Source organism: Paraburkholderia youngii (assembly GCF_013366925.1).
Classification (GTDB): domain Bacteria; phylum Pseudomonadota; class Gammaproteobacteria; order Burkholderiales; family Burkholderiaceae; genus Paraburkholderia; species Paraburkholderia youngii.
This window is the reverse complement of the sequence record NZ_JAALDK010000001.1, coordinates 5812749-5837973: the sequence shown is the minus strand read 5'-3', so window position 1 is coordinate 5837973 and position 25225 is coordinate 5812749. Positions and strand designations below refer to the sequence as shown.

Below are 25225 nucleotides of genomic sequence, written 5' to 3'. Positions count from 1 at the left end.
TCTGCGCTGACGGTGGCTGGCCTGCCTCGCGTATGCGGCGACTCTCCACTCGCCAAGTCAGGGCAAGCCTCGCCGCCCACAGCGCTGCGTACCCCGCTGTGTACCCTCTACGCAGGATTCGGCGCACGATCCGGTCAACCTGAAAACACTCAACGGAACCCGTATGTTTGACAGAGCCCAAAGCACCATCGCCAACGTCGATCCTGAACTCTGGAAGGTCATCGAGCAGGAAAACCGCCGTCAGGAAGAGCACATCGAACTGATCGCGTCGGAAAACTACACGAGCCCGGCCGTGATGGCCGCGCAAGGCTCGCAACTCACCAACAAGTACGCCGAAGGGTATCCGGGCAAGCGCTACTACGGCGGCTGCGAATACGTCGACGTCGCCGAGCAGCTGGCGATCGACCGCGTGAAGCAGCTGTTCGGCGCCGAAGCCGCGAACGTGCAGCCGAACTCGGGCTCGCAGGCCAACCAGGGCGTGTTCTTCGCAATGCTCAAGCCGGGCGACACGATCATGGGCATGAGCCTCGCCCACGGCGGCCACCTCACGCACGGCTCGCCGGTCAACATGTCGGGCAAGTGGTTCAACGTGGTCAGCTACGGCCTGAATGAAGCCGAAGACATCGACTACGACGCCGCTGAAAAGCTCGCCCAGGAACACAAGCCGAAGCTGATCGTGGCGGGCGCATCCGCATTCGCGCTGCGCATCGATTTCGAACGCATGTCGAAGATCGCGAAGTCGGTTGGCGCCTACTTCATGGTCGACATGGCGCACTACGCCGGTCTGATTGCCGCGGGCGTCTATCCGAACCCGGTGCCGCACGCCGATTTCGTCACCACCACCACGCACAAGAGCCTGCGCGGCCCGCGCGGCGGCGTGATCCTGATGAAGGCCGAGTTCGAGAAGCAGATCAACTCGGCAATTTTCCCGGGCATCCAGGGCGGTCCGCTGATGCACGTGATCGCCGCGAAGGCCGTCGCGTTCAAGGAAGCACAGTCGCCGGAATTCAAGGCGTATCAGCAGCAGGTCGTCGAGAACGCCCGTGTGCTCGCTGAAACGCTGGTCAAGCGCGGTCTGCGCATCGTGTCGGGTCGCACGGAAAGCCACGTGATGCTGGTCGACCTGCGTGCGAAGAAGATTACCGGCAAGGCTGCGGAAGCGGCACTCGGCGCGGCGCACATCACGGTCAACAAGAACGCGATCCCGAACGATCCGGAAAAGCCGTTCGTGACCTCGGGTATCCGCGTGGGTTCGCCGGCGATGACCACGCGCGGCTTCGGCGTGAAGGAAGCCGAGCAGGTCGGCAACCTGATCGCCGACGTGCTGGACAACCCGGAAGACGCCGCGACGATCGAGCGCGTGCGCGCGCAAGTCGCGGAGCTGACCCAGCGCTTCCCGGTTTACGGCTAAGCCGTCATGCATTGCCCCTTCTGCCGCCACGCCGATACGCAGGTCGTCGACTCGCGCGTATCCGAAGACGGCGCGACGATTCGCCGGCGCCGCCGCTGCCCGGCCTGCGACAAGCGTTTCACGACGTATGAGCGGGTCGAGCTGGCGTTGCCGTCGGTCGTCAAGAAGGACGGCACGCGCACGGAATTCGATCGCCGCAAGATCGTCGCGAGCATGCAACTGGCGCTGCGCAAGCGGCCAGTTGCGGTGGACGCGATTGAAGCGGCGGTCGCCCGCATCGAGTATCAGCTGCTCGGCAGCGGCGAGCGCGAGGTGCGTAGCGAGCGCCTCGGCGAACTCGTGATGAACGAGTTGCGCGCGCTCGACACGATCGCTTACGTCCGCTTCGCCTCCGTATACCGGCGCTTCGAAGACGTCTCCGAATTCGAGGACGTGATCGAGGAATTTCGCCGCGCCTCTTCCCCGCCCAAACCTTCCCGCAAGCGCTGAGCGCACGTGTGCCGCAGCTGAGCTGCGGTCATTCGCATCCATCGCCTCGCGCATTTCGCGCTTTTCTTCACGCATCGCTTCTCCCGCCTCCGTGATCGATCGTCACGTGCATTGTTGCGTGCGCTAACGTCTGAATGCCACCTGGCCATTCGGACGATGGTCGGCGCGCTCGCAAATCGCTAGATTGGCTGCATCCGTTCGAAACGCTCAGGGATGCAGATGAAAATCAAGGGAACTCGCCGGCCATCGCGCGCCGGTTTCACGCTCGTCGAGACGCTGGCGGTGATAGCACTGGTGATGCTGATGGCGGTGATGGCGATGCCGTCGTTCGCCGCATGGCATATGCGAGATCAGGTCGACTCGCGCTCGAAGGCGCTGCTGTCCACCTTCGCGTATGCGCGCAGCGAGGCGCTGCGGCGCGGCGCGCGCATCACGGTGTGTCGCGTCGATGCCGCGCGCGTCTGTCTTGCGTCGGGCCAACCCTGCGCCGACGGCGTCGCCGACTGGGCCTGTGGTTGGGCCGTATTCGCCGAACGCGGCGGCAAGCCGGCGTTGTTGCGCGCGCAGCCGGCGCTCGCGGCGGTGAGCATCGCCGGCGTGCAGACGGATATGACGTTCACGCCGCCCGCAGGGCAACTGATCGGCGCGTTTCGAAGTTTCGATATCGCGCCGCGCAGCCCATCGAAGTCGATGCAGGGAAACCCGTGGCGGCGCTGCATCAGTGTCGCGGCAGGAGGTCGCGCGCGGATCTCGGAGGGCGCGTGTGGAGCGACGTCATGAGATGGCCCGCATTCAGTACTGGTGTGCGTGCGCAAGCGTCGGCATCTGGCGGCAGTTCGTTGATCGAGGTGATGCTGGCCGTCGCGTTGGTCGCGGTAAGCGCGCTGGGGTTGATCGCGGCGCAGGTGTGGACCGCACGTGAAGCGCACGCAATGTCGCTGCGCGAGAGCGCCACGTGGATAGCCGACTCGATCGCCGAAGCGACGCGCACGCCTTCCGTGGGCAATGCCGCACTCGATCAATCGAGCGGGTGGGCGAATGTTCTGCTGCCGCAAGGCGACGCATCGATCGGCGAGAGCGGCGTGGTCGCGTCGGCGCGGGTGACGTGGGCGTCCGTGCGAGACCGGCCCATTGCGGGCGATGGGATCGGGCCGCCGGCGGAGCCTTGCGGCGACGTCGATGCACCGGCCGGATCGTCGTGTGTCGCGTTGGCGTTCGCGAAATGAAGCGGCCGCATTGCCCACGCGGTCACACGCTGGTCGAATTCCTGATCGCGATGGCGCTTGGGCTGATCGTGACCGCGGGCGCCGTGTCTCTTTACACGGCGCAGCGCAACGCGTTCGTGCAGGCGAGCAACGCGACCCGGATTCGCGAAGCCGGCTTGACCGCGCTGATGCTGATCGGCCAGCAATTGCAGATGGCCGGCTTCGTCCCTGCCGACGTCGTTGGCTATAACGCGGCGCCTGCGCTGTTCGGCTGCTCGGGCGGTCGCCCGACCGGCGCCGACGACAACCTCGCTTGCACCACGTTGAGTACAGGCTCCGATGGCGTCGCGGTCCGTTACGTCGCAGACGTCGTATCGACGTGGCCATCGTCGAGCGGGCAGGTCACCGACTGTGTCGGCCAGGCCGTCAAGAGCAGCGATGCAGTCCTTGGCGATCAGGGCGCGCCGGTGGTCAATCGATACTTCGCCAACGTCAGCGGCTCGACCGGCGAGCCGGAGCTTTACTGCGTCGGCAGCGGCAATGCCGGGTCCGCGCAGCCGCTGGTCGAAGGCGTCGAGCGCGTGCGGTTGCGCTACTGGCTGGGCGGGGCGGCCAATGCTGTGAATGCGTCGGCCGTCGCGGCGGATCAATGGACGAACGTCGTCGCGGTGGATGTCAGCGTGCTGGTGCGCGGCGCGCCGCAAGGACGGCGCTCGAAGTACGTCGATTGCGATGGCGTGAGTACGCTCGGCAGCGACTTGCGGCCTCGACAGGCGTTTTCGCGCAGAGTGGCGCTGCGCAATCGCGCGGAGGTGTCGTCGTGATAAACCGTGACTCAGCAACGCAACGCTGTCGCGCGTACGACATATGCGGCGGGGCAAGTGCAAAAGCGAAACGCTTAGTTAGGCGAAGTTGTCGGGACGGTGTCCGACGCGCACATCAACGCGGTGTCGTGCTAGCTATCGTGCTGTTGATCTCGGCCATGATGCTCGCCACGTCCGCGATCTGGTTCGAAACATCGCTCGCAGCCGCTCGCGCGGCGACCAATGCGCGCGACTATCTGCAAGCTTTCCATGCGGCCGACTCGGCGCTGAGCTTGTGCGCGCGCAACGTGCAATCGGCACCTGGCGACGCGCCCAATGGGCCGCTAACATCCGGTGAGCCGGCTCAATGGAGGCTTGTGGCCGCGTTCGACGCAGGCGCCATCACGCCTGTGCCGCAATGGCCGGGATCATCGCGTGCGCCGCAATGCCTGATCGAGCCTTGGCGTCTCTCGACTCGACCCAACGCGAGCGCTTATCTGCTCACCGCGCGCGGCTTCGGGCAGAGCGGCGAGTCACAGGTCTGGTTGCAGATGGAACTGGTGACCGAGGATGGCACGATCGAGCGTCATTGGCGGCGCATTGCCGCGAGACCATTTTGAGGAACGCACCGACTGGACACGTATGAAAAGGCCGAACACATCCGCATTCACGCTGCTCGAACTCGTGATCGCGCTCGCGATTGCCGCCACGCTCGCCGCGTTTGCGATCCCTTCGTATCGAAGCCACATCGCGCGCACCCATCGCATCGACGCGGCGTCGGCGTTATATCGGGCTGCGCAATTCGTCGAGGCCGCGGCGAGCGATGGCGTGCCGGCCTTGCCACCGGGCATCGATCAGGCGCCGCAGTTCGGCGCGCCGGTGTATCGCGTGCGCGTGCTGCCCGCGGACGATACGAACGGCGGCTATTCGATCGAAGCGGTTCCAGCGGAAGCGGGCCCGATGCGCGATGACCCGTGCGGCGCGTTCACGCTGGACGCGACAGGTCAGCGAGGCAATAGAAATGACACGAGCGGCGCGGCGCCCACGAGCAGCGAATGCTGGAATACGGGTTAGCGGGTGAATTGAAAACCGACGCGCGCAGCCTTGCGAGCGAGACATCCGAGAGTTCGCAGATCGCAGCCACTCGCAGCGGCCAGGACCTCAATAGCCGCTTCTCGTCGAATCGGCCTGCTCTGCCGCCGACTGCGCCGTAGCGGAAGCCGCCGCGGCCGCCCGCGCCGCCGCCGACTCGTTATTCATCTGTTGCCAGACCCGGACCGCTTCCCACGCGCCGAGCGCAAGGCCGCCCCACTTGAGCGCGGGCCTCGCGCTCCTGATGACCGTCGCGCGCAGCGGTTTGGCGAGCAACAGCGAAACGATCGAGCTGATCAACGGGTACTGCTTGAGCAATGCGCCGATCGTGCCCGCGTTGAGCACGCTCGCCTTCGGCCCTTTGCCGACGCGCAAGCCGCCGAAGCCGGGGATCACGAACTTGAGCCAGCTGAAATGCGTGACGGCCCGGCGCAGTTCGAAGGCGGCCTGCGCGAGCTCGACGCGTTCGACATCCGCGCGCACGAGCAGCAATTCCTTGCGCAGCGCCCGCAGATGCGGGGCGCTCAGATCCTTCGACGGATGGCGCTTGTTACGAAAGGCTGTATCGGGACGGGATGGGCTCATGGCGTGTCGGCGGGAGTGGAGGTGAGGCGATGGATCGGATGCAGACAAACTTGCCCATCAGTCGCGGCTGCGAAACGCTTCGCGATCCTTTTCGAACTCGGCGAGGGTCGCTTCGAATACCAGCGGCGCATTGCGCAAACCGCTGCGCGCCTTCAGCGCACAGGCGAGCCCAGCAATCGCGTAGACCGCGGTGATGCCGGCAAGCGCCTGCCATCGGTAGGTGTCCCAGAAGGCAATGGCGACGAGTGCGGTCAACGCGATCAAGGCCATCGTGGCGAGCATCATCGCGGCAAGGCCGAGAAACAGCACGCCGAGCAGGCGGTCTTTTTCCTCGGCGAGTTCGATGCCCACCAGTTCGAGCCGCGTCTGCAGAATCGCAAACACGGAACTGAGAATACGGCGCAACGGGCTGTGTTCTGCGCGCTGCGAGTGTGTTTCGGTCGTCATGGCTGTGGGCGTTGCGCGTGAGGGCCTGGCCAGCGCGCACGCGCGCCAGCAGAAGGGGACCGGCGAGGCTCGCGCCGGTCCGCCCGTATCGCCGGTGCGCCGGACATGCCTGCTCCGGCGGATTCATCGGCCTTTACTTGCGATTGATCAGCAGACCGACCACCATGCCGATGCCGGCGGCGATACCGATGGACGCCCACGGATGTTCGTGCACGTAGTCGTCGGTAGCGCGGGCAGCCTTCTTCCCTTTTTCGACGACCACGACCTGAACGTCGGCTGCTTTTTCTTTCGCCTGCTTCAGGCGCGTCAGCGCGGTCTCGCGCAGTTCGGACGCGCGTTCGCCGGTAGCGCTCGCGGCCTGTTTCAGCAGGTCTTCAGCGTCCGCGAGGACGGTTTTGATATCCGACATCAATCTCTCCTTGTTGACTTCCGACATTGACAGCTCCCTTTGTCTCACGCTACGCGTAAATCGTAACCAAAGAAACGGTCGCTGGCGAGCCTAGTGCCGGTTGCCGGCCACCGACGCACGATCCGTTCCCGGCAGCGCGTGGCGACACCAGGTTGAGGGCACTTTGCTCCAGACCGGTATCGGATTGAGTTGATCTGTCCCGCAAAGTTTCCATCAAACCGGAGAAAATTACAAAAACGCATAAAGTACTGACGCGATCTTGGTTCGCCATGTACCACCGCGGCCTTATGCTTTATCGTGACGGGCCGTCGCGGGCACACGCCCGCGACCATATCTGGATACGTTCCGAATACCTACAGGAGATGCACTATGAGTCTACGTCTTGGCGACATTGCGCCGGATTTCGAACAGGAGTCGAGCATTGGCCGTATCAGTTTTCACGACTGGCTCGGCAATAGCTGGGGCGTGCTGTTCTCGCATCCTGCCGACTTCACGCCGGTCTGCACGACCGAGCTGGGCCTGACCGCGAAGCTTGCAAGCGAGTTCGAAAAGCGCAACGTGAAGACGATCGCGTTGTCGGTAGACAGCGCGGAGTCGCACAAGGAGTGGATCAAGGACATCAACGAGACGCAGGCCGCCAACGTCGGTTTTCCGATTCTCGCGGACGGCGATCGCAAGGTCTCCCAGCTTTACGACATGATTCATCCGAACGCGAACGAAACGTTCACCGTGCGTTCGCTGTTCGTCATCGATCCGAATAAGAAGGTGCGTTTGATCATCACGTATCCGGCGAGTACCGGCCGCAACTTCGACGAAGTGCTGCGCGTGATCGATTCGCTGCAACTGACCGACAGTCACTCGGTCGCGACGCCGGGCAACTGGAAGCAGGGCGATGACGTCGTGATCGTGCCGTCGCTGAAGGACGAAGAAGTGATCAAGCAGAAATTCCCGAAGGGCTACAAGGCACTGCGTCCGTACCTGCGCATGACGCCGCAGCCGAACCAGTAAGCTGCGCGGCATCAAACAGAAAAGCCGGTTCGAATGAACCGGCTTTTTTTGCACCATCGGAACGCCAGCATCGGCATCAGAAGAACGCCTGAATACCCGTCTGCGCACGGCCGAGGATCAGCGCATGAACGTCGTGGGTGCCTTCGTAGGTGTTGACGACCTCGAGGTTCACCAGATGGCGGGCGACGCCGAACTCGTCCGAAATACCGTTGCCACCGAGCATGTCGCGCGCGAGGCGGGCGATGTCGAGCGCTTTGCCGCACGAATTGCGCTTCATGATCGACGTGATTTCGGTGGCGGCCGTGCCTTCGTCCTTCATGCGGCCGAGGCGCAGCACGCCTTGCAGCCCGAGCGTGATTTCGGTCTGCATATCGGCGAGCTTCTTCTGGATCAACTGGTTCGCGGCAAGCGGCCGGCCGAACTGCGTGCGATCGAGCACGTACTGCCGCGCGATGTGCCAGCATGCTTCCGCCGCGCCGAGCGCGCCCCAGGCGATGCCGTAGCGCGCCGAGTTCAGACATGTGAACGGACCGCGCAGGCCGCTGACGCCCGGCATGATGTTCTCTTCCGGCACGAACACATCGTCGAGCACGATTTCACCGGTGATCGACGCGCGCAGCCCGATCTTGCCGTGGATCGCCGGCGCCGACAGACCCTTCCAGCCCTTCTCGAGAATAAAGCCGCGGATGTGGTCCTTGCCGTTTTCCTCGAGCTTCGCCCACACGACGAACACGTCGGCGATCGGCGAATTGGTGATCCACATCTTCGAGCCCGACAGCGAATAACCGCCATTGACCTTCTTCGCGCGCGTGACCATGCTGCCCGGATCGGAGCCGTGGTTCGGCTCGGTCAGGCCGAAGCAGCCGATCCACTCGCCGCGCGCGAGCTTCGGCAGATATTTTTCCTTCTGCGCGTCCGAGCCGAACTCGTAAATCGGCACCATCACCAGCGACGACTGCACCGACATCATCGAGCGATAGCCGGAGTCGACACGTTCGACTTCACGCGCGATCAGCCCGTACGCGACATAGTTCAGACCGGGGCCGCCGTACTGTTCGGGAATCGTCGGGCCGAGCAGGCCGAGTTCGCCCATTTCGCGAAAGATCCCGACATCGGTCTTTTCATGGCGGAACGCTTCGAGCACGCGCGGCAGCAGCTTGTCCTGCGAGTAGGCCGCGGCGGCGTCGCGCACCATGCGTTCGTCTTCGGTCAACTGCTGATCCAGCAGCAACGGATCTTCCCAGTGAAACTGCGCGGCTACGGCCATGACGTATCTCCTGATTTCACGCTCAGAACAAGCTTGACTTGAGTTCCGCGTTGCGAAACAATGTTTTGCAAACGACGCCCGAGTGTAGCACCCTATGACGCTGCCATCCACTTTCTCCGCTCCGCTCGACGAACGCAAATTCGTCGTCGCCCTTGCCCGCGGGCTGGACCTGTTGCGCGCGTTCCGGCCGGGCGACACGATGCTCGGCAATCGCGATTTCGTCGAACGCACGGGTTTGCCGAAGGCAACCGTGAACCGGCTCGCCTACACGCTGACCGTGCTCGGCTATCTGCGGCTCGACGAAAGACACGGCAAATATGCGCTCGACGCGGGCGTGCTGTCGCTCGGCTTCGCGCTGCTATCGGGCAGCGACATGCTCGAACTCGCGCGCCCGCACCTGCGCAGCCTCGCGCGCGAGGTCGGCGCGGCGGTTTCGCTCGGGTGCCGGGATGGGCTCGACATGGTGTATCTGGAGACGATTCGCAGCGAGACCGCGTTGACGCTCGGCCTCGCATCCGGCTCGAAACTGTCGATGCTGACGAGTTCGATGGGCCGCGCGTATCTCGCCGTGCAGCCGCTCGACGCGCGTACCGCGTTACTCGCGGAACTGAAAAAAGCGGCAGGCAGGGCAGGGGCGATGCTGGTCGCCGAAGCCGAACAGGAGATCGCCGCGTTCGCGACGGAGCGCTGCTGCTACTCGTTTCGCGCGTGGCATGACGACGTGAACGCGGTCGCGGTGCCGTTTCGCGAGCCGCGCGAAAACCGCTGGCTCGTGCTCAGCTGCAGCGGGCCGGCATCATCGATGGGGGAGGAAGTGTTTCGCGAGAACGTCGCGCCGCGCCTGAAGGCGCTCGCGGCGCGGCTAGGGGAGCCGGGCTGAGGGATGGCCGGGGCGCCCGGGTCAACCGGCCCCGCCGTGTCACGCCGCGCGATCGTGATAATGCGCGTTGAACAATGGCCCTTGCACGAACCGCACGTCGTACTGCTGTAGCGCGGAGAACTGCGTCTCGTCCATCACGCGATTGAAAATCAGCGGCACCCGCAGCCGGCCTGCGTAGCCGACGAGCGGCTTCACGGTCGCATCGCGCAACGCGGCCGCCGCATCCATCTTGATGAAATCGAGCCGTGCGGTTTCCGATACCGACAGGATCTGCCCCGCGTTCGACAGATTGCCCGCCACCTTGAAGCCGTAGTGCTGATAGCTGCGCGTCAGATAGCCCAGAAACGTCTTGTGCGCGACCGCCGCCGCCGGCAGCTCGATGACGATGCGCGTCGGACTCAAATTGAACGACGTCAGCACGCTCGAAAAATGCCGGCCGTGGTCGTACTTCACGCTCTTCAACAGCCTCTCGTGCACGCGTAGAAACAGCAGCCCATGCCGCTGCGGCCCGAAGAAGTTGATTGCGTGCAGCGCGCGCGACATACGATCCAGCGCGACCAGCTGCTGATCGTCGGCGATGTTGTCGAACGGATCGAACACGTCGAACGGCGGTGCGCCGAGCCGGTGCGTGACCGCCTGAAAGCCGAGCTCGTCACCGAAGCGGTCGACCCCTTCCGCGCCGCATGACAGCGACTGCGCGAGCCCATGCACGCTGATGTCGAAGATCGGCTCGTAGGCGCTCGTGAGCTCGATGCCGTCGAAATGCGCGAGCGCAATGCCGGCGTGCGCGCCTTGTCCCATGGCCAGATGCTCGCCGAGAAACGGGTGATGAGCGGCGCGGGCGATCAGATCGGGGATGGTCGGCGAAATCATGAAGGCGAATGAAAGGCGACGATGAACGCGCACCGGGCGCGTGGCTGCGCGACGCGATGGCCGCATCCATTGATGGTAGCAGTACGCGCCCTGCGCAGATTAACAAAATGCTCATAACGTTATTGGCCTAACGCTTATTGGCCGGGGCTCAGCGCGCAATCACGAGGTTGGCACGCACGTTTCCAGGGGTATACGTTAGTTTCACTATTCGTAATTCGTTTTACTATTCGTAAAACCTGATTCCGCCCAATTCGAGGGAGGCCCCAATGAGTGACCAACCCGCCGCCAATGTGATCGAAGTCGAGCGCGTGCTTGCCGAAACGCATCGCCCGACTTTTCAGGCGATGCTGCTCGCGCTGTGCGGGCTGTGTCTGCTGATCGACGGCTTCGACGCGCAAGCGATGGGCTATGTCGCGCCCAGCGTGATCGCCGAATGGCATGTCGCGAAAACCGCGCTCGGCCCCGTCTTTAGCGCGAGCCTGTTCGGCATGCTGCTGGGCGCGCTCGGGCTGTCGGTACTGGCCGACCACATCGGCCGCCGGCCGGTGCTGATCGGCGCGACGTTCTTCTTCTCGCTGTCGATGCTCGCCACGCCGTTCGTCGCGACGATTCCCGCGCTGATCACGCTGCGCTTCATCACCGGTCTCGGGCTCGGCTGCATCATGCCGAACGCGATGGCGCTGGTCGGCGAATTCTCGACGCCCGCGCATCGGGTCAAGCGCATGATGTTGGTGTCGTGCGGCTTCACGCTCGGCGCGGCGCTCGGCGGCTTCGTCAGCGCCGCGCTGATTCCGGCCTACGGCTGGCGCGCGGTGTTCTGGGTCGGCGGCGCGGTGCCGTTGCTGCTCGCGTTCGCGATGCTGGCGACGCTGCCGGAGTCGCTGCAGTTTCTGGTGCTGAAAGGGCGCAGTGCGCGCGCAGCGAGCTGGCTGGCGAAGTTCGACCCGGCCTTGCCGATCAACGCGAACACGCGCCTCGTCGTCAGCGAAAAGCGCAACGACGGCGCGCCGGTCGCGGAGCTGTTCCGCGCGGGACGCGGTCCGGTCACGCTGATCCTGTGGGCGATCAGCTTCATGAACCTGATCGTGCTGTACTTCCTGTCCAACTGGCTGCCCACCGTGATGCGCGAAGCCGGCTACACGCCGGGCACGGCGGTGATCGTCGGCACGGTGCTGCAGACGGGTGGCGTGATCGGCACGCTGCTGCTCGGCTGGTTCATCGAGCGCATGGGTTTCGTGCGCGTGCTGTTCGCGTGCTTCGCGGTTGCCACGGTCGCGGTCGGCACGATCGGCGCGGTCGCGCATCTGCTGCCGTGGCTGCTCGTCGTCGTGTTCGCGGGCGGCTTTTGCGTGGTCGGCGGACAGCCGGCGGTCAATGCGCTCGCCGGGCATTTCTATCCGACCGCGCTGCGCTCGACCGGCATCGGCTGGAGTCTCGGCATCGGCCGGATCGGTTCGGTGATCGGGCCGCTCGTCGGCGGACAGCTGATCGCGCTGAACTGGTCGAATGCCGCGCTGTTTCATGCGGCGGCGGTGCCGGTGCTGTGCTCGGCGCTGCTGGTGGTCGTGCTCGCGGGCGCAACGCGGCAACCCGGGCGCGCGTCCGAAGCGGAGCCCGCCTGAGCCTGACTGCAAAGATCACGTAGCACCCGGGAAAGAATCGAGCAACTCGCGGAGAACCTTGTATGGATACCTCAACACGTACGCCGGCCGACCAACGCCTGCGACCTGAAATCGAGCCCGGCTATCAGTCGGGTTTCGCCAACGAATTCGCGACCGAGGCGTTGCCGGGCGCGCTGCCGACCGGCCGCAACTCGCCGCAGCGCGCGGCCTATGGTTTGTATGCCGAGCAGATTTCGGGCACGGCGTTTACGGCGCCACGCGGTCACAACCGTCGCTCGTGGCTGTACCGGATTCGCCCGGCGGCGATGCACAAGCCGTTCACGATGCTGCCGTCGGAGCGGCTCGTCGCGAACTTCGCCGAGGTGCCGCCGACGCCGCCGAACCAGCTGCGCTGGGACCCGCTGCCGATGCCGGGCGAGCCGACCGATTTCATCGACGGTTGGGTCACGATGGCGGGCAACGGCTCGGCAGAAGCGATGAGCGGTTGCGCGATCCATCTGTACGCGGCGAACCGTTCGATGCAGAACCGCTTCTTCTACAACGCCGACGGCGAACTGCTGATCGTGCCGCAACAAGGCCGCCTGCATATCGCGACCGAAATGGGCCGTGTCGATATCGAGCCGTTCGAGATCGCAGTGATTCCGCGCGGCGTGCGCTTCGCGGTCAGCCTGCCGGACGGCAGCGCGCGCGGCTATATCTGCGAGAACTTTGGCGCGCTGCTGCGTCTGCCGGAACTGGGGCCGATCGGCTCCAACGGTCTCGCGAATCCGCGCGATTTTCTGACGCCGCACGCCGCGTATGAAGACCGCGAAGGCGCGTTCGAACTCGTCGCGAAGATGAACGGCAATCTGTGGCGCGCGGACATCGGCCATTCCCCTCTCGACGTGGTCGCGTGGCACGGCAACTACGCGCCGTACAAATATGACCTGCGCCGCTTCAACACGATCGGCTCGATCAGCTTCGATCATCCGGACCCGTCGATCTTCCTCGTGCTGCAATCGCAAAGCGACACGCCGGGCGTCGATACGATCGACTTCGTGATCTTCCCGCCGCGCTGGCTCGCCGCCGAAGATACGTTCCGCCCGCCCTGGTTCCATCGCAACGTCGCGAGCGAGTTCATGGGGCTCGTGCATGGCGTCTACGACGCGAAGGCCGAGGGCTTCGTGCCCGGCGGCGCGAGCCTGCACAACTGCATGACGGGCCACGGTCCGGACGCGGACACGTTCGAGAAGGCGTCGCATATCGATACCTCGGTGCCGAAGAAGGTCGACGACACGATGGCCTTCATGTTCGAAACACGCACGCTGATCAAGCCGACGCGCTTCGCGCTCGAAACCGCGCAACTGCAGGCGCATTACTACGAGTGCTGGCAAGGCCTCGAGAAACACTTCAATCCGGAGCAACGATGAACGCGGTGAACGATCTCCAGGCGACGCTCGATGCGTCGCGCAAAAGCTGGATCGAGTCGGCCAACGAGCCGGCTAGCGACTTCCCGATCCAGAACCTGCCGTTCGGCATTTTCAGCGATCGTGGCAACGACGCGCGCCGCGTGGGCGTCGCGATCGGCGATCAGATCGTCGATCTCGGCGCGTTGCAGGCAGCGGGTCTGCTGAGCGTGCCGGCGCAGAACGTGTTCGCGCGCGATGCGCTGAACGATTTCATCGCGCTCGGCCGCGACGCATGGCGCAGCGTTCGAATCCAGCTGAGCCAACTGCTCGCGCGCGACACCGCGACGCTGCGCGACGATGCCGCGTTGCGCGCGAAGGTGCTGATGAGTCAGGCCGATGCGCGTCTGCATCTGCCGGTGCAGATTCCGGGCTACACGGATTTCTATTCGTCGAAGGAACATGCGACCAATGTCGGCTCGATGTTCCGCGATCCGAAGAATGCGCTGCTGCCGAACTGGTCGGAGATGCCGATCGGCTACAACGGACGGGCGTCGTCGGTGGTCGTGAGCGGCACGCCGGTGCGTCGTCCGAATGGTCAGCTGAAGCTGCCGGAACAGGAGCGGCCGGTGTTCGGCGCGTGCCGCAAGCTCGATATCGAACTGGAGACGGGTTTCATTATCGGCGGCGGCAATGCGCTGGGGGAGCCGATCGCGTGCGAGGACGCGGAAGCGCACATCTTCGGCATGGTGCTGCTCAACGACTGGAGCGCGCGCGACATCCAGCAATGGGAATACGTGCCGCTCGGTCCGTTCAACGCGAAAACCTTCGCGACGACGATTTCGCCGTGGGTCGTCACGCTCGATGCGCTCGAACCGTTTCGCGTCGCGCAGCCGGTGCAGGAGCCAGAGCCGCTCGCGTATCTGCGGCATCGAGGAAAGCATGCGTTCGACATTCACCTCGAAGTGAGCTTGCGCGCGCCACGCGCGCGGCAAGCGAGCACGATCGCGCGGACCAACTTCAAATTCATGTACTGGACGATGGCGCAGCAACTCGCGCATCACACGGTGGCAGGCTGCAATACGCGGGTGGGCGACCTGATGGGCTCGGGGACGATCAGCGGGCCGACCGAGGATTCGTACGGCAGCCTGCTCGAACTGACGTGGAACGGCAAGAAGCCGCTGGAGCTGCAGGAGGGCGGTACGCGCACGTTCATCGAGGACGGCGATGAGTTGACGCTGGTCGGCTGGTGCCAGGGCGACGGGTATCGCGTCGGGTTCGGCGCGTGTGCCGGAGAGATTCTGCCGGCGCGAGAGTGAGCGCGCGGCAGTCACGATGAACGAGGGCCGGCAACGAATGCCGGCCCTCGTCGTTTGTGCGAGACCGTGGGCGCGCCGTGTCGCAATGACCCGGCGCGTCGTCCGCTTCACCCACCCAGCAAGCCGAACACGGCCACGCCGTTCGTCGTGCCGACATACACCTTGCCGTTCGCGATCATCGGTGTGATGAACTTGTTGCCGGTGCCGAATTGATCGCGCGTGCCCATCTGGTTGCTGTTGTAAAGCTCGTTGAGCGTGACCGGGTCGAACGCATGCAGTGCCGCGACGTTGCCGTTTTCGGCGGCCCATACGATGCCATTCGTCGTGCCATTCGCCGAGATGCTCGGCGTCGTGCCGGGATAGGCGAACGTCATCGCGCTTTGCGCGGTTGGGGTGATCGACAGCTTCGCATTGGTCACGGTGAATGCCTTCAGATGATCGCCGACCGAGCCGAAATACACGCGCCCGTTGAAATAGGCGGGCATGCCGAACTCGCCGCCGGCCAGCTGCGCGGGAATCTCCTGATAGATGTTGTCGGTCGTCGGGTTGAACTTGCCCATCGAATCGCGATTCAGCACGTAGATGGTGCTGTCCTTGCCCGCGCCGAGCGTCAGATGCTGCACGACGCCGTTCGCGTCGGTCAGGTCCGGCAGCACCAGTGCGCCGCCGGAGCCGAGGTCGATGTCGTCGTTGGACTCCTGCACGAGGTTCGTCATCGCGAAGTAGTCCGCGACCGACAGGCCGCCCGACGTGCCGAGCTTCAGGAACGTATTGCCGAAGTCGTTGTTGGCCGGAAAGCCGCTCGAGGTCATCGTCGTTTCGAAGGTGCCGTTCGCATCGAGCAGATAGATCGACGAGCCGTCCGACGCCGGTCCCGCGCCACTCATCCAGATCGCGCCGCCGATGCCGTTAGGCGTCACGTTGAGCACGGTGGTCTGCTGCAACGTGTCGGCGCCGTAGCCCATGATCCAGCCGGTATAGCCGCCGTGGTCGCAGTGCGAGGTCCATGATGTGTAAAGCGTGCTGCCGAGCAATAGCAGCCCCGCGCGCTCCGCGTACAACGACGTGGTGAACGGCAGGACTCCGTTCGTATTGCCCGCGCCAGTGCCCGGGTAAGAGGCGACGGCGACTTCGGTGGGACCGTTCAGCAGTTCGGCGCCGGTCGCGAGGTCGAGCGCGTGAATGCGATGATGGTAGCCGCCGGCCGCGTCCTTCGACATCGCGACGACATAGATCGTGCCGTGCGTGCCGCGCGAACGGTCGATCACCGGTGTCGAGGTGATGCCGATCGTGTTCACGATCTGGCTGCAGCCGAGATCGTCGCTCGGAGTTTCGCCGCTGCCGAGTGTGCGCACCTGCCACAGGGTCGCGCCGGTGTCGGCATCGAATGCGTACACGGTGTCGTTCTCGGTCGCGACGTATAGCACGTTGTGCGTGCCGCCTGCGATCGCCAGCGAAGCGACGAATAGCGGCTGCGCGTCGACCTTGCCGTCGACACTAAAGAAGCCGACCTTGCCGAACTTCGTCGCCGTCACGTTGGCGGGCGTCAGCGTGGATTCGCCGAGGTTCTGGCCGGTGCGCGCAATGTCGTTGTGATATGTGAGCACGTCCTGCACGGCTGCCGTGGATGTATCGCCCATCGACGTGCCCGAACCGCTGCCCGAGGTACCGGTGCCGGTGCCGCCGCTCGTGGTGCCACCGGTGGTGGTGCTGCCGCCGCTTGCCGCGGCTGGGGTCGATGCGCCGGATGAGGCGCTGCCGCCGGCGCTCGTGCCCGTCGGGGCACTGCTGTTTCCGCCTCCGCCGCCTCCACAGTTTGCGGCGACGATCGCGGCTACCGCGATCGCCGTGCCCAACAGGCTGGCACGGAGCAACAAGCGCATCGAGACCATGGCGGACTCCCCGTTGCTTGCGGTGGCACCACCAAATATGGGCCGTGTCGAGTGCCCGCGCAACGTGGGTTGAAGATTATCACCCGGCGTATAGATCGTAAAAGCCAGCAACTAGCGTCTAATCGTCAACTCGCCGCCCGCAGCGTGATCCGCCGACGCTCCCACCACGCCGCCACCAGAAACGCGAGCGCCGCGCACAACAGCACGCCGATCACCGCATCGTGGCCGACCGTTTTCATCAACGCGCCGGCGACGAGCGGGCCGCCGAAGCTCGCCGCGCTCCACGACGCGCCGACCAGCGAACTCGCCGACACCAGCGCGACACCGCGAAAGCGCTCGCCGCAGGCCACCAGCGACAGCGTGTAGATCGCGCCCGCGGCCGCGCCGAGCACGTACAACAGCGGCCAGCGCAGCCACGGCAAGCCGACTGCCCACGGCAGCAGCGGCAACAACGCGACGACCACGATGCCGCAGCCGATATGCACCCGTTCGCGACCGAGCCGGTCGGCGAGCCAGCCGATCGGAAACTGCATCGTCGTGTCCCCGAGCAGCAGCGCGGACGCGAACAGCACGGCCACTTCGCTCGAAATGCCATGCGACATCGCGAACAGCGGCAGCAGCGATAGCGCGATCGTGTCAAACAGAGCGAAGAAGCCGGTGCCAATCACGAGCGCGGGCATGCGCGGCAGTACGCGACGCCAGCCGCCATGCTCGGCGTGTTCTTCGCTCGATGCATGCGGCGTGGCGCGGATCGCCGCGAGCAGCGGCAGCGCGAGCAGGAAGATCGCGCCGCACAGCAGAAAGCGTCCCTGCGTGAAGCCCGCGATCTGGCTCACCAGCACCGGCCCCGACATCTGGAACAGCGTGAAGTTGGTCGCGTAGATCGCGATCACGCGGCCGCGCGACGCATCGTCGGCGAGCTGGTTGACCCACGCTTCGCCGATCGTGAACAGCAGCATCAGCGCCGCGCCGCACAGCACGCGCAGCAGCGCCCATAGCCACAGGTTCGCGGTGAGCTGCATCAGCGCGGTCGCGCAGGCCACCACCAGCACCGCGCCGACGATCACCTGACGGCCGCCGAAGCGCGCCGCGATCCAGCCGGCGAGCGGCACCACGGCGAGACCGCCGCCCGCCTGCGCGGCGGTCAACAGGCCGACCACGTCGGTGCCGTAACCGGCTTGGGCGAGCGCGAGGGCGGTGAGGGGAAGGGTGGCGCCGCTGCCGAGTCCGACGACGGCGACGCTCAGGATCAGCGCCAGGAAATCGCGGGTGAGGATGACTTTCATCGGCGGCGATGCTACTACGCGTGCGGGGGGCGCGCGATCTTCATCCCATCGGCGGATTGCCGCGTCGCGGCGGTATCGTCAGACCGCTCAGACGGATTTGCGTGAGACGCTCGTCGTCATCGACGCCGATCGCGAGCGTTGGCGCAATACCGTACCAGTGAGACACGTTACCCCACGACAGATAAAGGGTGCCGTCGCGAGGCTCGTAAAAGACCTCCGGCGCGCCCATGTCGTCCGCATGTCCGTGGGCGTCGAATTCTGACTCGATGTGTGGAGTTTCGTCGCTTGGCTCTGCCAGTTCGGACGTGCGGACGGCCCATCGCTCAGGATTGGTGTAAAAGTCCAATCCGGTCAATCGGTGATGCTGGTCGACAAGCATCGATAAGGTGCCCGCCGTGAGGACATAACGGGGCGCGCCAATGTGGAAGCGTGCATCCAGCAAGTCGCTGAGATTGTTTTGCGGGTCCGGCGGCGCAGCCAAAGGCGGATATGTGACCTCACAGGTCAGCGTAGAGCTCTGTTCATCCCACCGCATGACGGCGGAAACGCCGGTGGCAGGGGTAGTCGTGTAGACGATGGGATGCTTCATCGAAGAGATTTATAGGCAAAGTGCAGAATGGTGTGATCGCTTTCTCGAACCACGACTTCGGCCGGCAAGCTCACCCCGCCACCGCCACCCGCCGCTCGATCGACACCGACCACAACGTCAGCAACAGCGCACCCAGCGCGGTCGCGACGCCGACCCACGGCAGCGTCGTCAGCGGCGCGCCAGCGCCGATCGCCATGCCGCCGAGCCACGCGCCGGTCGCGTTGCCGAGGTTGAACGCGCCCTGATTCAGCGTCGACGCAAGATTCGGCGCATGACTCGCGCGATCGACGATCAGCATCTGCAGCGGCGGCACGATCGCGAATGCGAGCACACCCCACACGAACACGGTCAGCATCGCCGGAATGCGCGCGTGCATCGTGCCCGCGAACACGCACAGAATCACGACGATCGCCATCAGGAACGCGAGCAGCGACGGCATCAGCCGCCAGTCCGCGAGCTTGCCGCCGAGCGTGCTGCCGACCGTCAGACCGAGGCCGAACAGCAGCAGCACCAGCGTGACCGCGTGCGGCGTGAAGCCGGTCACGTCCTCGAGAATCGGCGTGATGTAGGTAAAGGTCGAAAACAGGCTCGCCGACGCAAGCACGCTGATGCCGAGCACCATCAGCACCTGCGGGCTCTTCAGCACGCTGAACTCGCGCACGAGGCTCGCCTTGTGCATCTTGATCTTCGCAGGCAGGCACACCGCGAGCGCGGCCGCCGCCAGCACACCGATGCCGGTCACGGCCCAGAATGTGGCGCGCCAGCCGACCGCCTGGCCGAGCGCGGTGCCGAGCGGCACGCCGAGCACATTGGCGAGCGTGAGGCCGGTGAACATCAACGCGATCGCCTGCGCGCGGCGATTCGGCGCGACGAGGCCTGCCGCGACCACCGAGCCGATGCCGAAAAACGCGCCGTGGCAGAACGCCGTGACGATGCGCGCGGCCATCAGCACCGCGTAACCCGGCGCGATCGCGCACAGCAGATTGCCGACGATGAACACGCCGATCAGGCTCATCAGCGCCTTCTTGCGGGGCATGTTGGCGACCGCGATCGCGACGATCGGCGCGCCGATCGTCACGCCGAGCGCATACGCGGACACCAGCATGCCAGCCGCCGGAATCGACACGGACAGATCGCGCGCGACGTCGGGCAACAGCCCCATGATGACGAACTCGGTGGTACCGATTCCAAACGCGGCAACGGCAAGGGCAAGCAGAGGCAAAGGCATGGCGATGATGGGGCGTGTGGCGCGTGAAGCGGCGCGAAAAACAGGCGCCGGGCGGCCGTTTCCGAAGGCGGAAACGCTGTCGCCGGATAGGGGAAAACAGTAGGGGATTCTACCTAAGTCAAATCTGCCTTGCAGGCCGTCAGGGCGGCTGTTGTTTTTATGGAAAGCGGCGCTCAGTGTCGCGCCAGGTTGCGCTGCAGCGCCGCGCAGCCCGCATCCACCAGCATTTCGACCACGGTTGCGCGCTCGTCGGGCTTGAAGTCGCTGATCCAGATCACGCGGCAACGCGTGGGCGTGTCGGCGACGACCTGCAACGTCGAGTGATGATGCTCGAAGCGTCCGCCGCCCACCGAGTAGGCGAGCCGCAGGTGCGCATCGTCGACGGCGATCACGCGTTCCTCGACCACGGTGCCGTCGGCGAACGTGACCCAGCGCAGCTCGCCTTCCATGCGCGCCTCGGTCAGCACGCCCGCGAACGCGCGGGCGACGTCGGCGGGATCGCGCAGCGCGGCCCATGCATCGGCCGCGGCGGTTTCCACGGCGATTTCCCGGTAGATCGTAGCCATCGCAGTTCCTCTCTTCGATTCAGGTAAGCATGTCTCAACGATTGGGCGGCGCCGGCTGATCCGCGTCGAACCTGTCGCCATGACGGCCCGCGCCCGACGCAAAGCGCGCCGCGCCCGCCACGCCCTCGGCGAAGACCGCCGCGTAGCCGCCCGCGCCTTCGCGCCGCAACGCCTCGGTGAGATCTTCAAGCGTGCTGTTCTCGAGCACGGAGCGGCGATCGGCGAGCAGCGCCGCCTGCGGAAACGCCGCGAGCTCCGCGGCCAGTTGCTCGGCGGCCGCGCGCGCTTCGCCCTTCGGCACCACGCGGTTGGCGAGCCCTAACGCGAGGGCTTCGCGCGCATCGACCGCGCGGCCGGTCAGGATCAGATCGAGCGCGCGCGACAAACCGATCAGCCGCGGCAGCCGGATCGTGCCACCGTCGATCAGCGGAATGCCGACGCGCCGGCAGAACACGCCGAGCACCGCGTCTTCCTCGACGACGCGCAGATCGCACATCGCGGCAAGCTCGAGTCCACCCGCGACCGCGTAGCCGGCGATCGCGGCGATCACCGGCTTGCTGAAGCGTGTGCGTGTCGGTCCCATCGGACCCGGGCCGCTGCCGTCGGCGTGCAGTTCGTTGCGGCGCGTGTCGTCGGTGAGTGCGCTCAGGTCGGCGCCCGCGCAAAACGTGCCGCCCGCCCCGAACAGCACGGCCGCGCGCCATGCGGGCTCGGCCTCGAAGCGGCTGAACGCGGCGCTCAATGCGTCGGCCACCTGGCGGTCGACCGCGTTGCGCCGCGCGGGCCTGTCCAGCACGATCGTCGCGACGCCGTTGACGTCATGCGATTCGATTCGCACGTGGCTATTGAAATGTTCGGTGGTTATCATCGTTATGTATACCTGAAGGGTATCTGAAGCGCCGTATTCGCCTGCTGATCAGGCGGGGTTGCCAACCGCTCATGCAGCGCAATTAATCCGGTAGGCCGTCATGTTTTCGTCACATCCGGCTCGTAGCGTGAGCGCTCTATTAATGCGCTGGCGTCCTGCCGTCAGCTTGCCGAGTGTGCCTTTGTCCCTGCCTTTGCCCAATTCATCCCCGGCCTCCGCACCGACCAGCGCCGAAACGGTCTGGATCGTGCCGTTGCGTCAGCATTCGTGGTACGACCATGTGCGTCTGAAGCGCGTATTCGTCACCGACGGCACGCGTCACCAGGTGGTGCTCGTCGATCTGCGCAAGCTGCTCGTGTGCGCGAATCGCGACAACACCGATTACGTGCTGAAGCCGGTCGCCGAATGGCACGCGGGCAAGGTCCCCGGCATTCGCGAGTTTCTCGATCCCGACAGCGCGCGCATTCCGCAGATGCCCTACGTGACGATCTCCACGCGACGAGCGCCGGGACTGCTCGGCTGGATCGGCATCGAGCGCGAGGGGGTGGTGGCGTTTCGCAACGGCCAGCATCGCGCGCGCTATCTGGCCGAGGCGGGCGCGCGCTGGTGTCCGGTCGAAGTGCACGAGCGCGAGGCGGCATTGCTGCGTGAGCTGTGCGGCGCGGCCGATGATGCCCGCACCGAGATTCGCGCGACCCAACTGGGCGACAGCGACGTCTGACTTTCGCGGTCCTCGGCAACTCCCATAGGCCCCGGTTATCACCGCTACCCCGCCTGCACGAGGTTGCGCGGCGTGCCCGCCTGCCACGCCGCGATGTTCGCGAGCGTGGTCTGCGCGATCTCGGTCATCGCCTCGCGCGTGAAGAACGCCTGGTGCGCGGTGACGATCACGTTCGGGAACATCAACAGACGCGCGAGCACGTCATCCTGCAGCGGCAGATTCGAATGATCCTCGAAGAAGATGCCGCCTTCTTCCTCGTACACATCGAGCCCGAGATGGCCTAGCTGGCCGTCCTTCAACGCGCCGATCAGGGCGTTCGCCTCGACGAGCCCGCCGCGCCCGGTGTTGATCAGCATCGCGCCGCGCTTCATCTTCGCGAGCGCGGCGCGGTTGATCAGATGATAGGTGTCGGGCAGCAGCGGGCAATGCAGACTGACGATGTCCGATTCGGCGAGCAAGGTATCGAGCGGCACGTAGCGCGCGCCGAGCGCGATCAGTTCGTCGGCGTGCGGCCCCGGGTCGTAGGCGAGCACCTGCATGCCGAAACCCGCCATGATGCGCCCGAATACCCGGCCGATGATGCCGGTGCCGATCACGCCGACCGTCTTGCCGTGCAGGTCGAAGCCGAGCAGCCCATGCAGCGAGAAGTCGCCTTCGCGCGTGCGCGCCACAGCGCGTGGCAGGCGCCGGTTCAGCGCGAGAATCAGCCCGACCGCGTGCTCGGCGACCGCATACGGCGAATAGGCCGGCACGCGCGCGACCGGCAGGCCGAGCCGCTCGGCCGCGGCGAGGTCGACGTGATTGAAGCCCGCCGAGCGCAGCGCGATCATGCGCGTGCCGCCCGCATGAAGCCGTTCGAGCGTGGCGGCGTCGACGTTGTCGTTGACGAACGGGCAGACCACGTCGTAGCCATGCGCGAGGATCGCGGTCTCGCTGTCGAGTGGGGATTCCTGGAAATGCAGTTCATAGCCATGCGCGGCATTGGCTTCGGTGAATGTATCGACGTCGTATTGACGACTGCTGAACAGGATCGTGCGCATATGAGGCTCCGAAGAAGCGTGCTTTAGACGTGATTTGCGAAGTCGGTTTTCGTAAAAAATAACATTGACAGGGGTGCCGAACTGCAATATCAAATAACGAGCATTCCGAACAAAGCATGTACAAACATGCGGCGAGAAACTGGCCAAACAGCAGATTATCTTTTCCACGATGTTAGGCGACTTCGCGATGAAAGAGTAACTGTCGGGCGTTCGGGAAATCGTTTCACCGCCGGCATTGCCTGGCGGTGCGTTCGTCCAGGCGCGCCGGTGCCCGCTGTGCGGCGCTTCCGGCATCCATTGCGTGGTTCTCCTGTCATCGCAGCGTTCTTTGAGGTGTCGTGCATCGCGCCCGTTGCCTGCGCGACGTCACCATCGCGTCACCTTGGTCAGACGGTTTGATTCGGTTTTCAAACGGTTGGTGTTCCGTTTTTCGTTAATCAACTGTAAATCGGCGAGCCAACATGATCGGTGAATTGCTGAGATCGCAACCCGAAATCGCACTATTCGCATGTCTCGCCATTGGCTATTTCATTGGTTCGTTTCATATCGGCCCGATTCAGCTCGGCGGCGTGTGCGGCACGCTGATCGTCGCGCTCGTGCTCGGGCAGAGCGGTGCGCGCATCGCGCCCGACCTGAAGAACATCGCGTTCGCGCTGTTCATCTTCGCGCTCGGCTTCACCGGCGGGCCGCAGTTCTTCGCGAACATCGGGCGCGGCTGGCGCTATGGGCTGCTGTCACTGATCGAAATCGTCTCGGTGCTGGTGCTGATCATGATCGCGGTCAGCGTGCTGCGGCTCGACGTCGGCACCGCATCTGGACTGCTCGCGGGCGCGGCGACCGAGTCGGCGGTGATCGGCACCGCGTCCGAGGCGATCGCGAAGCTCGGTCTCGGCGACGCGGCAACCCAGCGTCTGCAGGCCAATATCGTGACCGCTTACAGCGTCAGCTACCTGTTCGGCCTGGTCACGATCGTGCTGTTTACGAGCCAGTTCGCGCCGCTGCTGCTGCGCGTCAATCTGCGCGAAGAAGCCGAGCGCGTGTGGCGCAAGCTCGGCGGCGAGGGCGCGTTCAGCGAAGGACAGAGCGCGGCCGCGCCGGCGCTCGTCGGCCGCGCGTTTCGAATCGGCAAGGCCGCCGGCATCACGGTGCGCGCGCTCGAGGAGCAATACGGCTACAACCTGACCGTCGAGCAGATCGAGCGCCACGGCGCGGACCTGCCGGTCGCCATGGAGATGCGGCTCGCGGCCGGCGATGTCGTGCTCGTCGCCGGACGGCGCGCGGCGGTCGTCGCGGCGGCGTCGGCTGGCCTCGGTGAAGAGGTGCTGGGCGCCGATTTCGGCCAGGTGTTCGCGCAACGGCTCAACGTGGTGCTGACGCGGCCCGACGTCGATGGGATGACGGTCGCGCAACTGCGCGCGCAGGCCAAGCCGGAAAACGCGCGCGGCGTTTATATCGCTGCGATCACGCGGCTCGAATCGACGATTCCCGCGCTGCCCGGCACCGATCTGCATCGCGGCGACGTGCTGACGCTGGTCGGCGCGAAAGCCGACGTCGAACGTGGCGCGAAGCGGCTCGGCTATGTATTGCCGCCGACCGAAAAGACCGACTTCGTCTATCTCGGCCTCGGTGTGCTGGTCGGTATGGCGATCGGGCGGCTCGGCGGCACGATCGGCGGCGTGACGCTCGCGCTCGGCACAGGCGGCGGCTGTCTGCTGTCGGGGCTGCTGTTCGGCTGGGTTCGCTCGCGCCATCCGCTGGTCGGCTCGCTGCCGTCGGCGGCCGCGCAGATCCTCAAGGACTTCGGACTCGCGACGTTCATCGCCGCGGTCGGGCTGTCGGCCGGTCCCGACGCGATCAAGCTCGTGCGCGAGTACGGGCTCGCGCTGCCGCTCGCCGGCATCCTGATGGTGCTGGTGCCGGGCCTGTTGTCGCTATGGGTCGGCCATGCGCTGTTGAAGCTCGAAGCGCCGATGCTGCTCGGCGCGATCGCGGGCCAGCAGTGCAGTACGCCGGCCATCAGCGCGCTCGTCGGCGTGGCCGGCAATTCCACGCCGGTGATCGGCTACACGATCACCTATGCGCTCTCCAACATCCTGTTGCCTTTGATGGGGCCCGTGGTGGTGGGCCTCGCCGGCAAGCTCGGCTAGCCGGACTTGCCGAAGCCGCATGCCGCGCGGCGTTTCGCACTTCGCGGCAAATCAGGCGCTCGCGCCGCACAGGTGCGCGCCGTACCCGTGCCG

Annotated in this window: 27 protein-coding genes; 15 read left to right on the top strand and 12 right to left on the bottom strand. The window is 65.3% G+C overall.

All coding sequences use genetic code 11. The features are described from left to right. Positions 1–163 precede the first annotated feature (163 nt). The 7 genes from glyA to G5S42_RS26570 all read left to right on the top strand — a co-directional run bounded on the left by glyA (position 164) and on the right by G5S42_RS26570 (position 4982). Complete coding sequence (gene glyA / locus G5S42_RS26600) at positions 164–1411, top strand: serine hydroxymethyltransferase (RefSeq protein WP_176109468.1); 1248 nt, start codon at positions 164–166, stop codon at positions 1409–1411. Between the two features lie 6 nt (positions 1412–1417). Further along, on the top strand, positions 1418–1900 hold the full coding sequence (gene nrdR, locus G5S42_RS26595) for a transcriptional regulator NrdR (protein ID WP_008919734.1): 483 nt from the start codon (positions 1418–1420) through the stop codon (positions 1898–1900). Positions 1901–2113: 213 nt separating this feature from the next. Beyond that, complete coding sequence (locus G5S42_RS26590; protein WP_176109467.1) at positions 2114–2680, top strand: GspH/FimT family pseudopilin; 567 nt, start codon at positions 2114–2116, stop codon at positions 2678–2680. Then, complete coding sequence (locus G5S42_RS26585) at positions 2677–3126, top strand: type IV pilus modification PilV family protein (RefSeq protein WP_176109466.1); 450 nt, start codon at positions 2677–2679, stop codon at positions 3124–3126. Before G5S42_RS26590 ends, G5S42_RS26585 begins: the two co-directional genes overlap by 4 nt. After that, entirely contained in the window at positions 3123–3929 is an 807-nt protein-coding gene (locus G5S42_RS26580; RefSeq protein WP_176109465.1) for a PilW family protein, read from the top strand. The genes G5S42_RS26585 and G5S42_RS26580 overlap by 4 nt, the downstream gene beginning before the upstream one ends. A gap of 128 nt (positions 3930–4057) precedes the next feature. Then, entirely contained in the window at positions 4058–4528 is a 471-nt protein-coding gene (locus G5S42_RS26575; protein ID WP_176109464.1) for a pilus assembly PilX family protein, read from the top strand. A 22-nt stretch (positions 4529–4550) separates the two neighbouring features. Next, positions 4551–4982 (top strand): type IV pilin protein, encoded by a 432-nt coding sequence (locus G5S42_RS26570; RefSeq protein WP_176109463.1) that lies wholly within the window; start codon positions 4551–4553, stop codon positions 4980–4982. An 87-nt stretch (positions 4983–5069) separates the two neighbouring features. Here G5S42_RS26570 and G5S42_RS26565 read toward each other — a convergent pair whose 3' ends face one another. From G5S42_RS26565 to G5S42_RS26555, 3 genes are all read right to left on the bottom strand, one after another. Further along, the gene (locus tag G5S42_RS26565) at positions 5070–5585 is read right to left on the bottom strand and encodes a DUF3318 domain-containing protein (protein ID WP_176109462.1); all 516 of its coding nucleotides are present in this window, start codon (positions 5583–5585) and stop codon (positions 5070–5072) included. Positions 5586–5642: 57 nt separating this feature from the next. Then, on the bottom strand, positions 5643–6032 hold the full coding sequence (locus G5S42_RS26560; protein ID WP_176109461.1) for a phage holin family protein: 390 nt from the start codon (positions 6030–6032) through the stop codon (positions 5643–5645). A 133-nt stretch (positions 6033–6165) separates the two neighbouring features. After that, positions 6166–6468, bottom strand: coding sequence for an ElaB/YgaM/YqjD family protein (locus G5S42_RS26555; protein ID WP_026227987.1), 303 nt, complete (start codon positions 6466–6468; stop codon positions 6166–6168). A 342-nt stretch (positions 6469–6810) separates the two neighbouring features. Between G5S42_RS26555 and G5S42_RS26550 the strand changes: the two genes are divergently transcribed. Continuing rightward, positions 6811–7449: a peroxiredoxin gene (locus tag G5S42_RS26550; RefSeq protein WP_176109460.1), complete on the top strand. Its 639-nt coding sequence runs from the start codon at positions 6811–6813 to the stop codon at positions 7447–7449. A gap of 76 nt (positions 7450–7525) precedes the next feature. On the opposite strand, the gene G5S42_RS26545 is transcribed toward G5S42_RS26550, so the two are convergent. Beyond that, a complete protein-coding gene (locus G5S42_RS26545; RefSeq protein WP_176109459.1) occupies positions 7526–8716 on the bottom strand; it encodes an acyl-CoA dehydrogenase in 1191 nt (396 codons plus the stop codon). Between the two features lie 94 nt (positions 8717–8810). On the opposite strand from G5S42_RS26545, the gene G5S42_RS26540 reads away from it, so the two are divergent. After that, complete coding sequence (locus tag G5S42_RS26540; RefSeq protein WP_176109458.1) at positions 8811–9596, top strand: IclR family transcriptional regulator; 786 nt, start codon at positions 8811–8813, stop codon at positions 9594–9596. A gap of 39 nt (positions 9597–9635) precedes the next feature. On the opposite strand, the gene G5S42_RS26535 is transcribed toward G5S42_RS26540, so the two are convergent. Beyond that, positions 9636–10469, bottom strand: coding sequence for an EAL domain-containing protein (locus G5S42_RS26535; RefSeq protein WP_176109457.1), 834 nt, complete (start codon positions 10467–10469; stop codon positions 9636–9638). A 266-nt stretch (positions 10470–10735) separates the two neighbouring features. Here G5S42_RS26535 and G5S42_RS26530 point away from each other — a divergent pair, with 266 nt between their 5' ends. The 3 genes from G5S42_RS26530 to fahA all read left to right on the top strand — a co-directional run bounded on the left by G5S42_RS26530 (position 10736) and on the right by fahA (position 14795). Then, positions 10736–12091 carry an MFS transporter gene (locus G5S42_RS26530; protein ID WP_176109456.1) on the top strand — a complete coding sequence of 452 codons (1356 nt, stop codon included), beginning with the start codon at positions 10736–10738 and terminating at the stop codon, positions 12089–12091. A 62-nt stretch (positions 12092–12153) separates the two neighbouring features. Next, entirely contained in the window at positions 12154–13500 is a 1347-nt protein-coding gene (gene hmgA / locus G5S42_RS26525; RefSeq protein WP_176109455.1) for a homogentisate 1,2-dioxygenase, read from the top strand. Beyond that, positions 13497–14795: a fumarylacetoacetase gene (gene fahA / locus G5S42_RS26520; protein WP_176109454.1), complete on the top strand. Its 1299-nt coding sequence runs from the start codon at positions 13497–13499 to the stop codon at positions 14793–14795. Before hmgA ends, fahA begins: the two co-directional genes overlap by 4 nt. 107 nt (positions 14796–14902) lie before the next feature. Here the strand turns inward: fahA and G5S42_RS26515 are convergent, their stop codons facing one another. Then, the gene (locus G5S42_RS26515) at positions 14903–16435 is read right to left on the bottom strand and encodes an outer membrane protein assembly factor BamB family protein (protein WP_312883613.1); all 1533 of its coding nucleotides are present in this window, start codon (positions 16433–16435) and stop codon (positions 14903–14905) included. Between G5S42_RS26515 and G5S42_RS45490 the strand changes: the two genes are divergently transcribed. Next, a complete protein-coding gene (locus G5S42_RS45490; RefSeq protein ID WP_312883612.1) occupies positions 16419–16760 on the top strand; it encodes a hypothetical protein in 342 nt (113 codons plus the stop codon). The two genes, G5S42_RS26515 and G5S42_RS45490, sit on opposite strands and share 17 nt — an antisense overlap. Before the next feature lie 52 nt (positions 16761–16812). On the opposite strand, the gene G5S42_RS26510 is transcribed toward G5S42_RS45490, so the two are convergent. From G5S42_RS26510 to G5S42_RS26490, 5 genes are all read right to left on the bottom strand, one after another. After that, positions 16813–17973: an MFS transporter gene (locus G5S42_RS26510; RefSeq protein ID WP_176109452.1), complete on the bottom strand. Its 1161-nt coding sequence runs from the start codon at positions 17971–17973 to the stop codon at positions 16813–16815. 40 nt (positions 17974–18013) lie between these two features. Further along, a complete protein-coding gene (locus tag G5S42_RS26505) occupies positions 18014–18562 on the bottom strand; it encodes a hypothetical protein (protein ID WP_176109451.1) in 549 nt (182 codons plus the stop codon). 70 nt (positions 18563–18632) lie between these two features. Beyond that, positions 18633–19790, bottom strand: a complete 1158-nt coding sequence (locus tag G5S42_RS26500; protein ID WP_176109450.1) for an MFS transporter — start codon at positions 19788–19790, stop codon at positions 18633–18635. Between the two features lie 173 nt (positions 19791–19963). Continuing rightward, positions 19964–20356, bottom strand: coding sequence for an SRPBCC family protein (locus G5S42_RS26495; RefSeq protein WP_176109449.1), 393 nt, complete (start codon positions 20354–20356; stop codon positions 19964–19966). A gap of 34 nt (positions 20357–20390) precedes the next feature. Beyond that, positions 20391–21224, bottom strand: a complete 834-nt coding sequence (locus tag G5S42_RS26490; RefSeq protein WP_176109448.1) for a crotonase/enoyl-CoA hydratase family protein — start codon at positions 21222–21224, stop codon at positions 20391–20393. A gap of 142 nt (positions 21225–21366) precedes the next feature. Here G5S42_RS26490 and G5S42_RS26485 point away from each other — a divergent pair, with 142 nt between their 5' ends. Next, a complete protein-coding gene (locus G5S42_RS26485; RefSeq protein WP_176110646.1) occupies positions 21367–21945 on the top strand; it encodes a plasmid fertility inhibition factor family protein in 579 nt (192 codons plus the stop codon). 44 nt (positions 21946–21989) lie between these two features. On the opposite strand, the gene G5S42_RS26480 is transcribed toward G5S42_RS26485, so the two are convergent. Continuing rightward, on the bottom strand, positions 21990–22985 hold the full coding sequence (locus G5S42_RS26480) for a 2-hydroxyacid dehydrogenase (RefSeq protein ID WP_176109447.1): 996 nt from the start codon (positions 22983–22985) through the stop codon (positions 21990–21992). Positions 22986–23446: 461 nt separating this feature from the next. Here G5S42_RS26480 and aspT point away from each other — a divergent pair, with 461 nt between their 5' ends. Beyond that, on the top strand, positions 23447–25132 hold the full coding sequence (aspT, locus tag G5S42_RS26475; protein ID WP_176109446.1) for an aspartate-alanine antiporter: 1686 nt from the start codon (positions 23447–23449) through the stop codon (positions 25130–25132). Positions 25133–25225 lie beyond the last annotated feature (93 nt).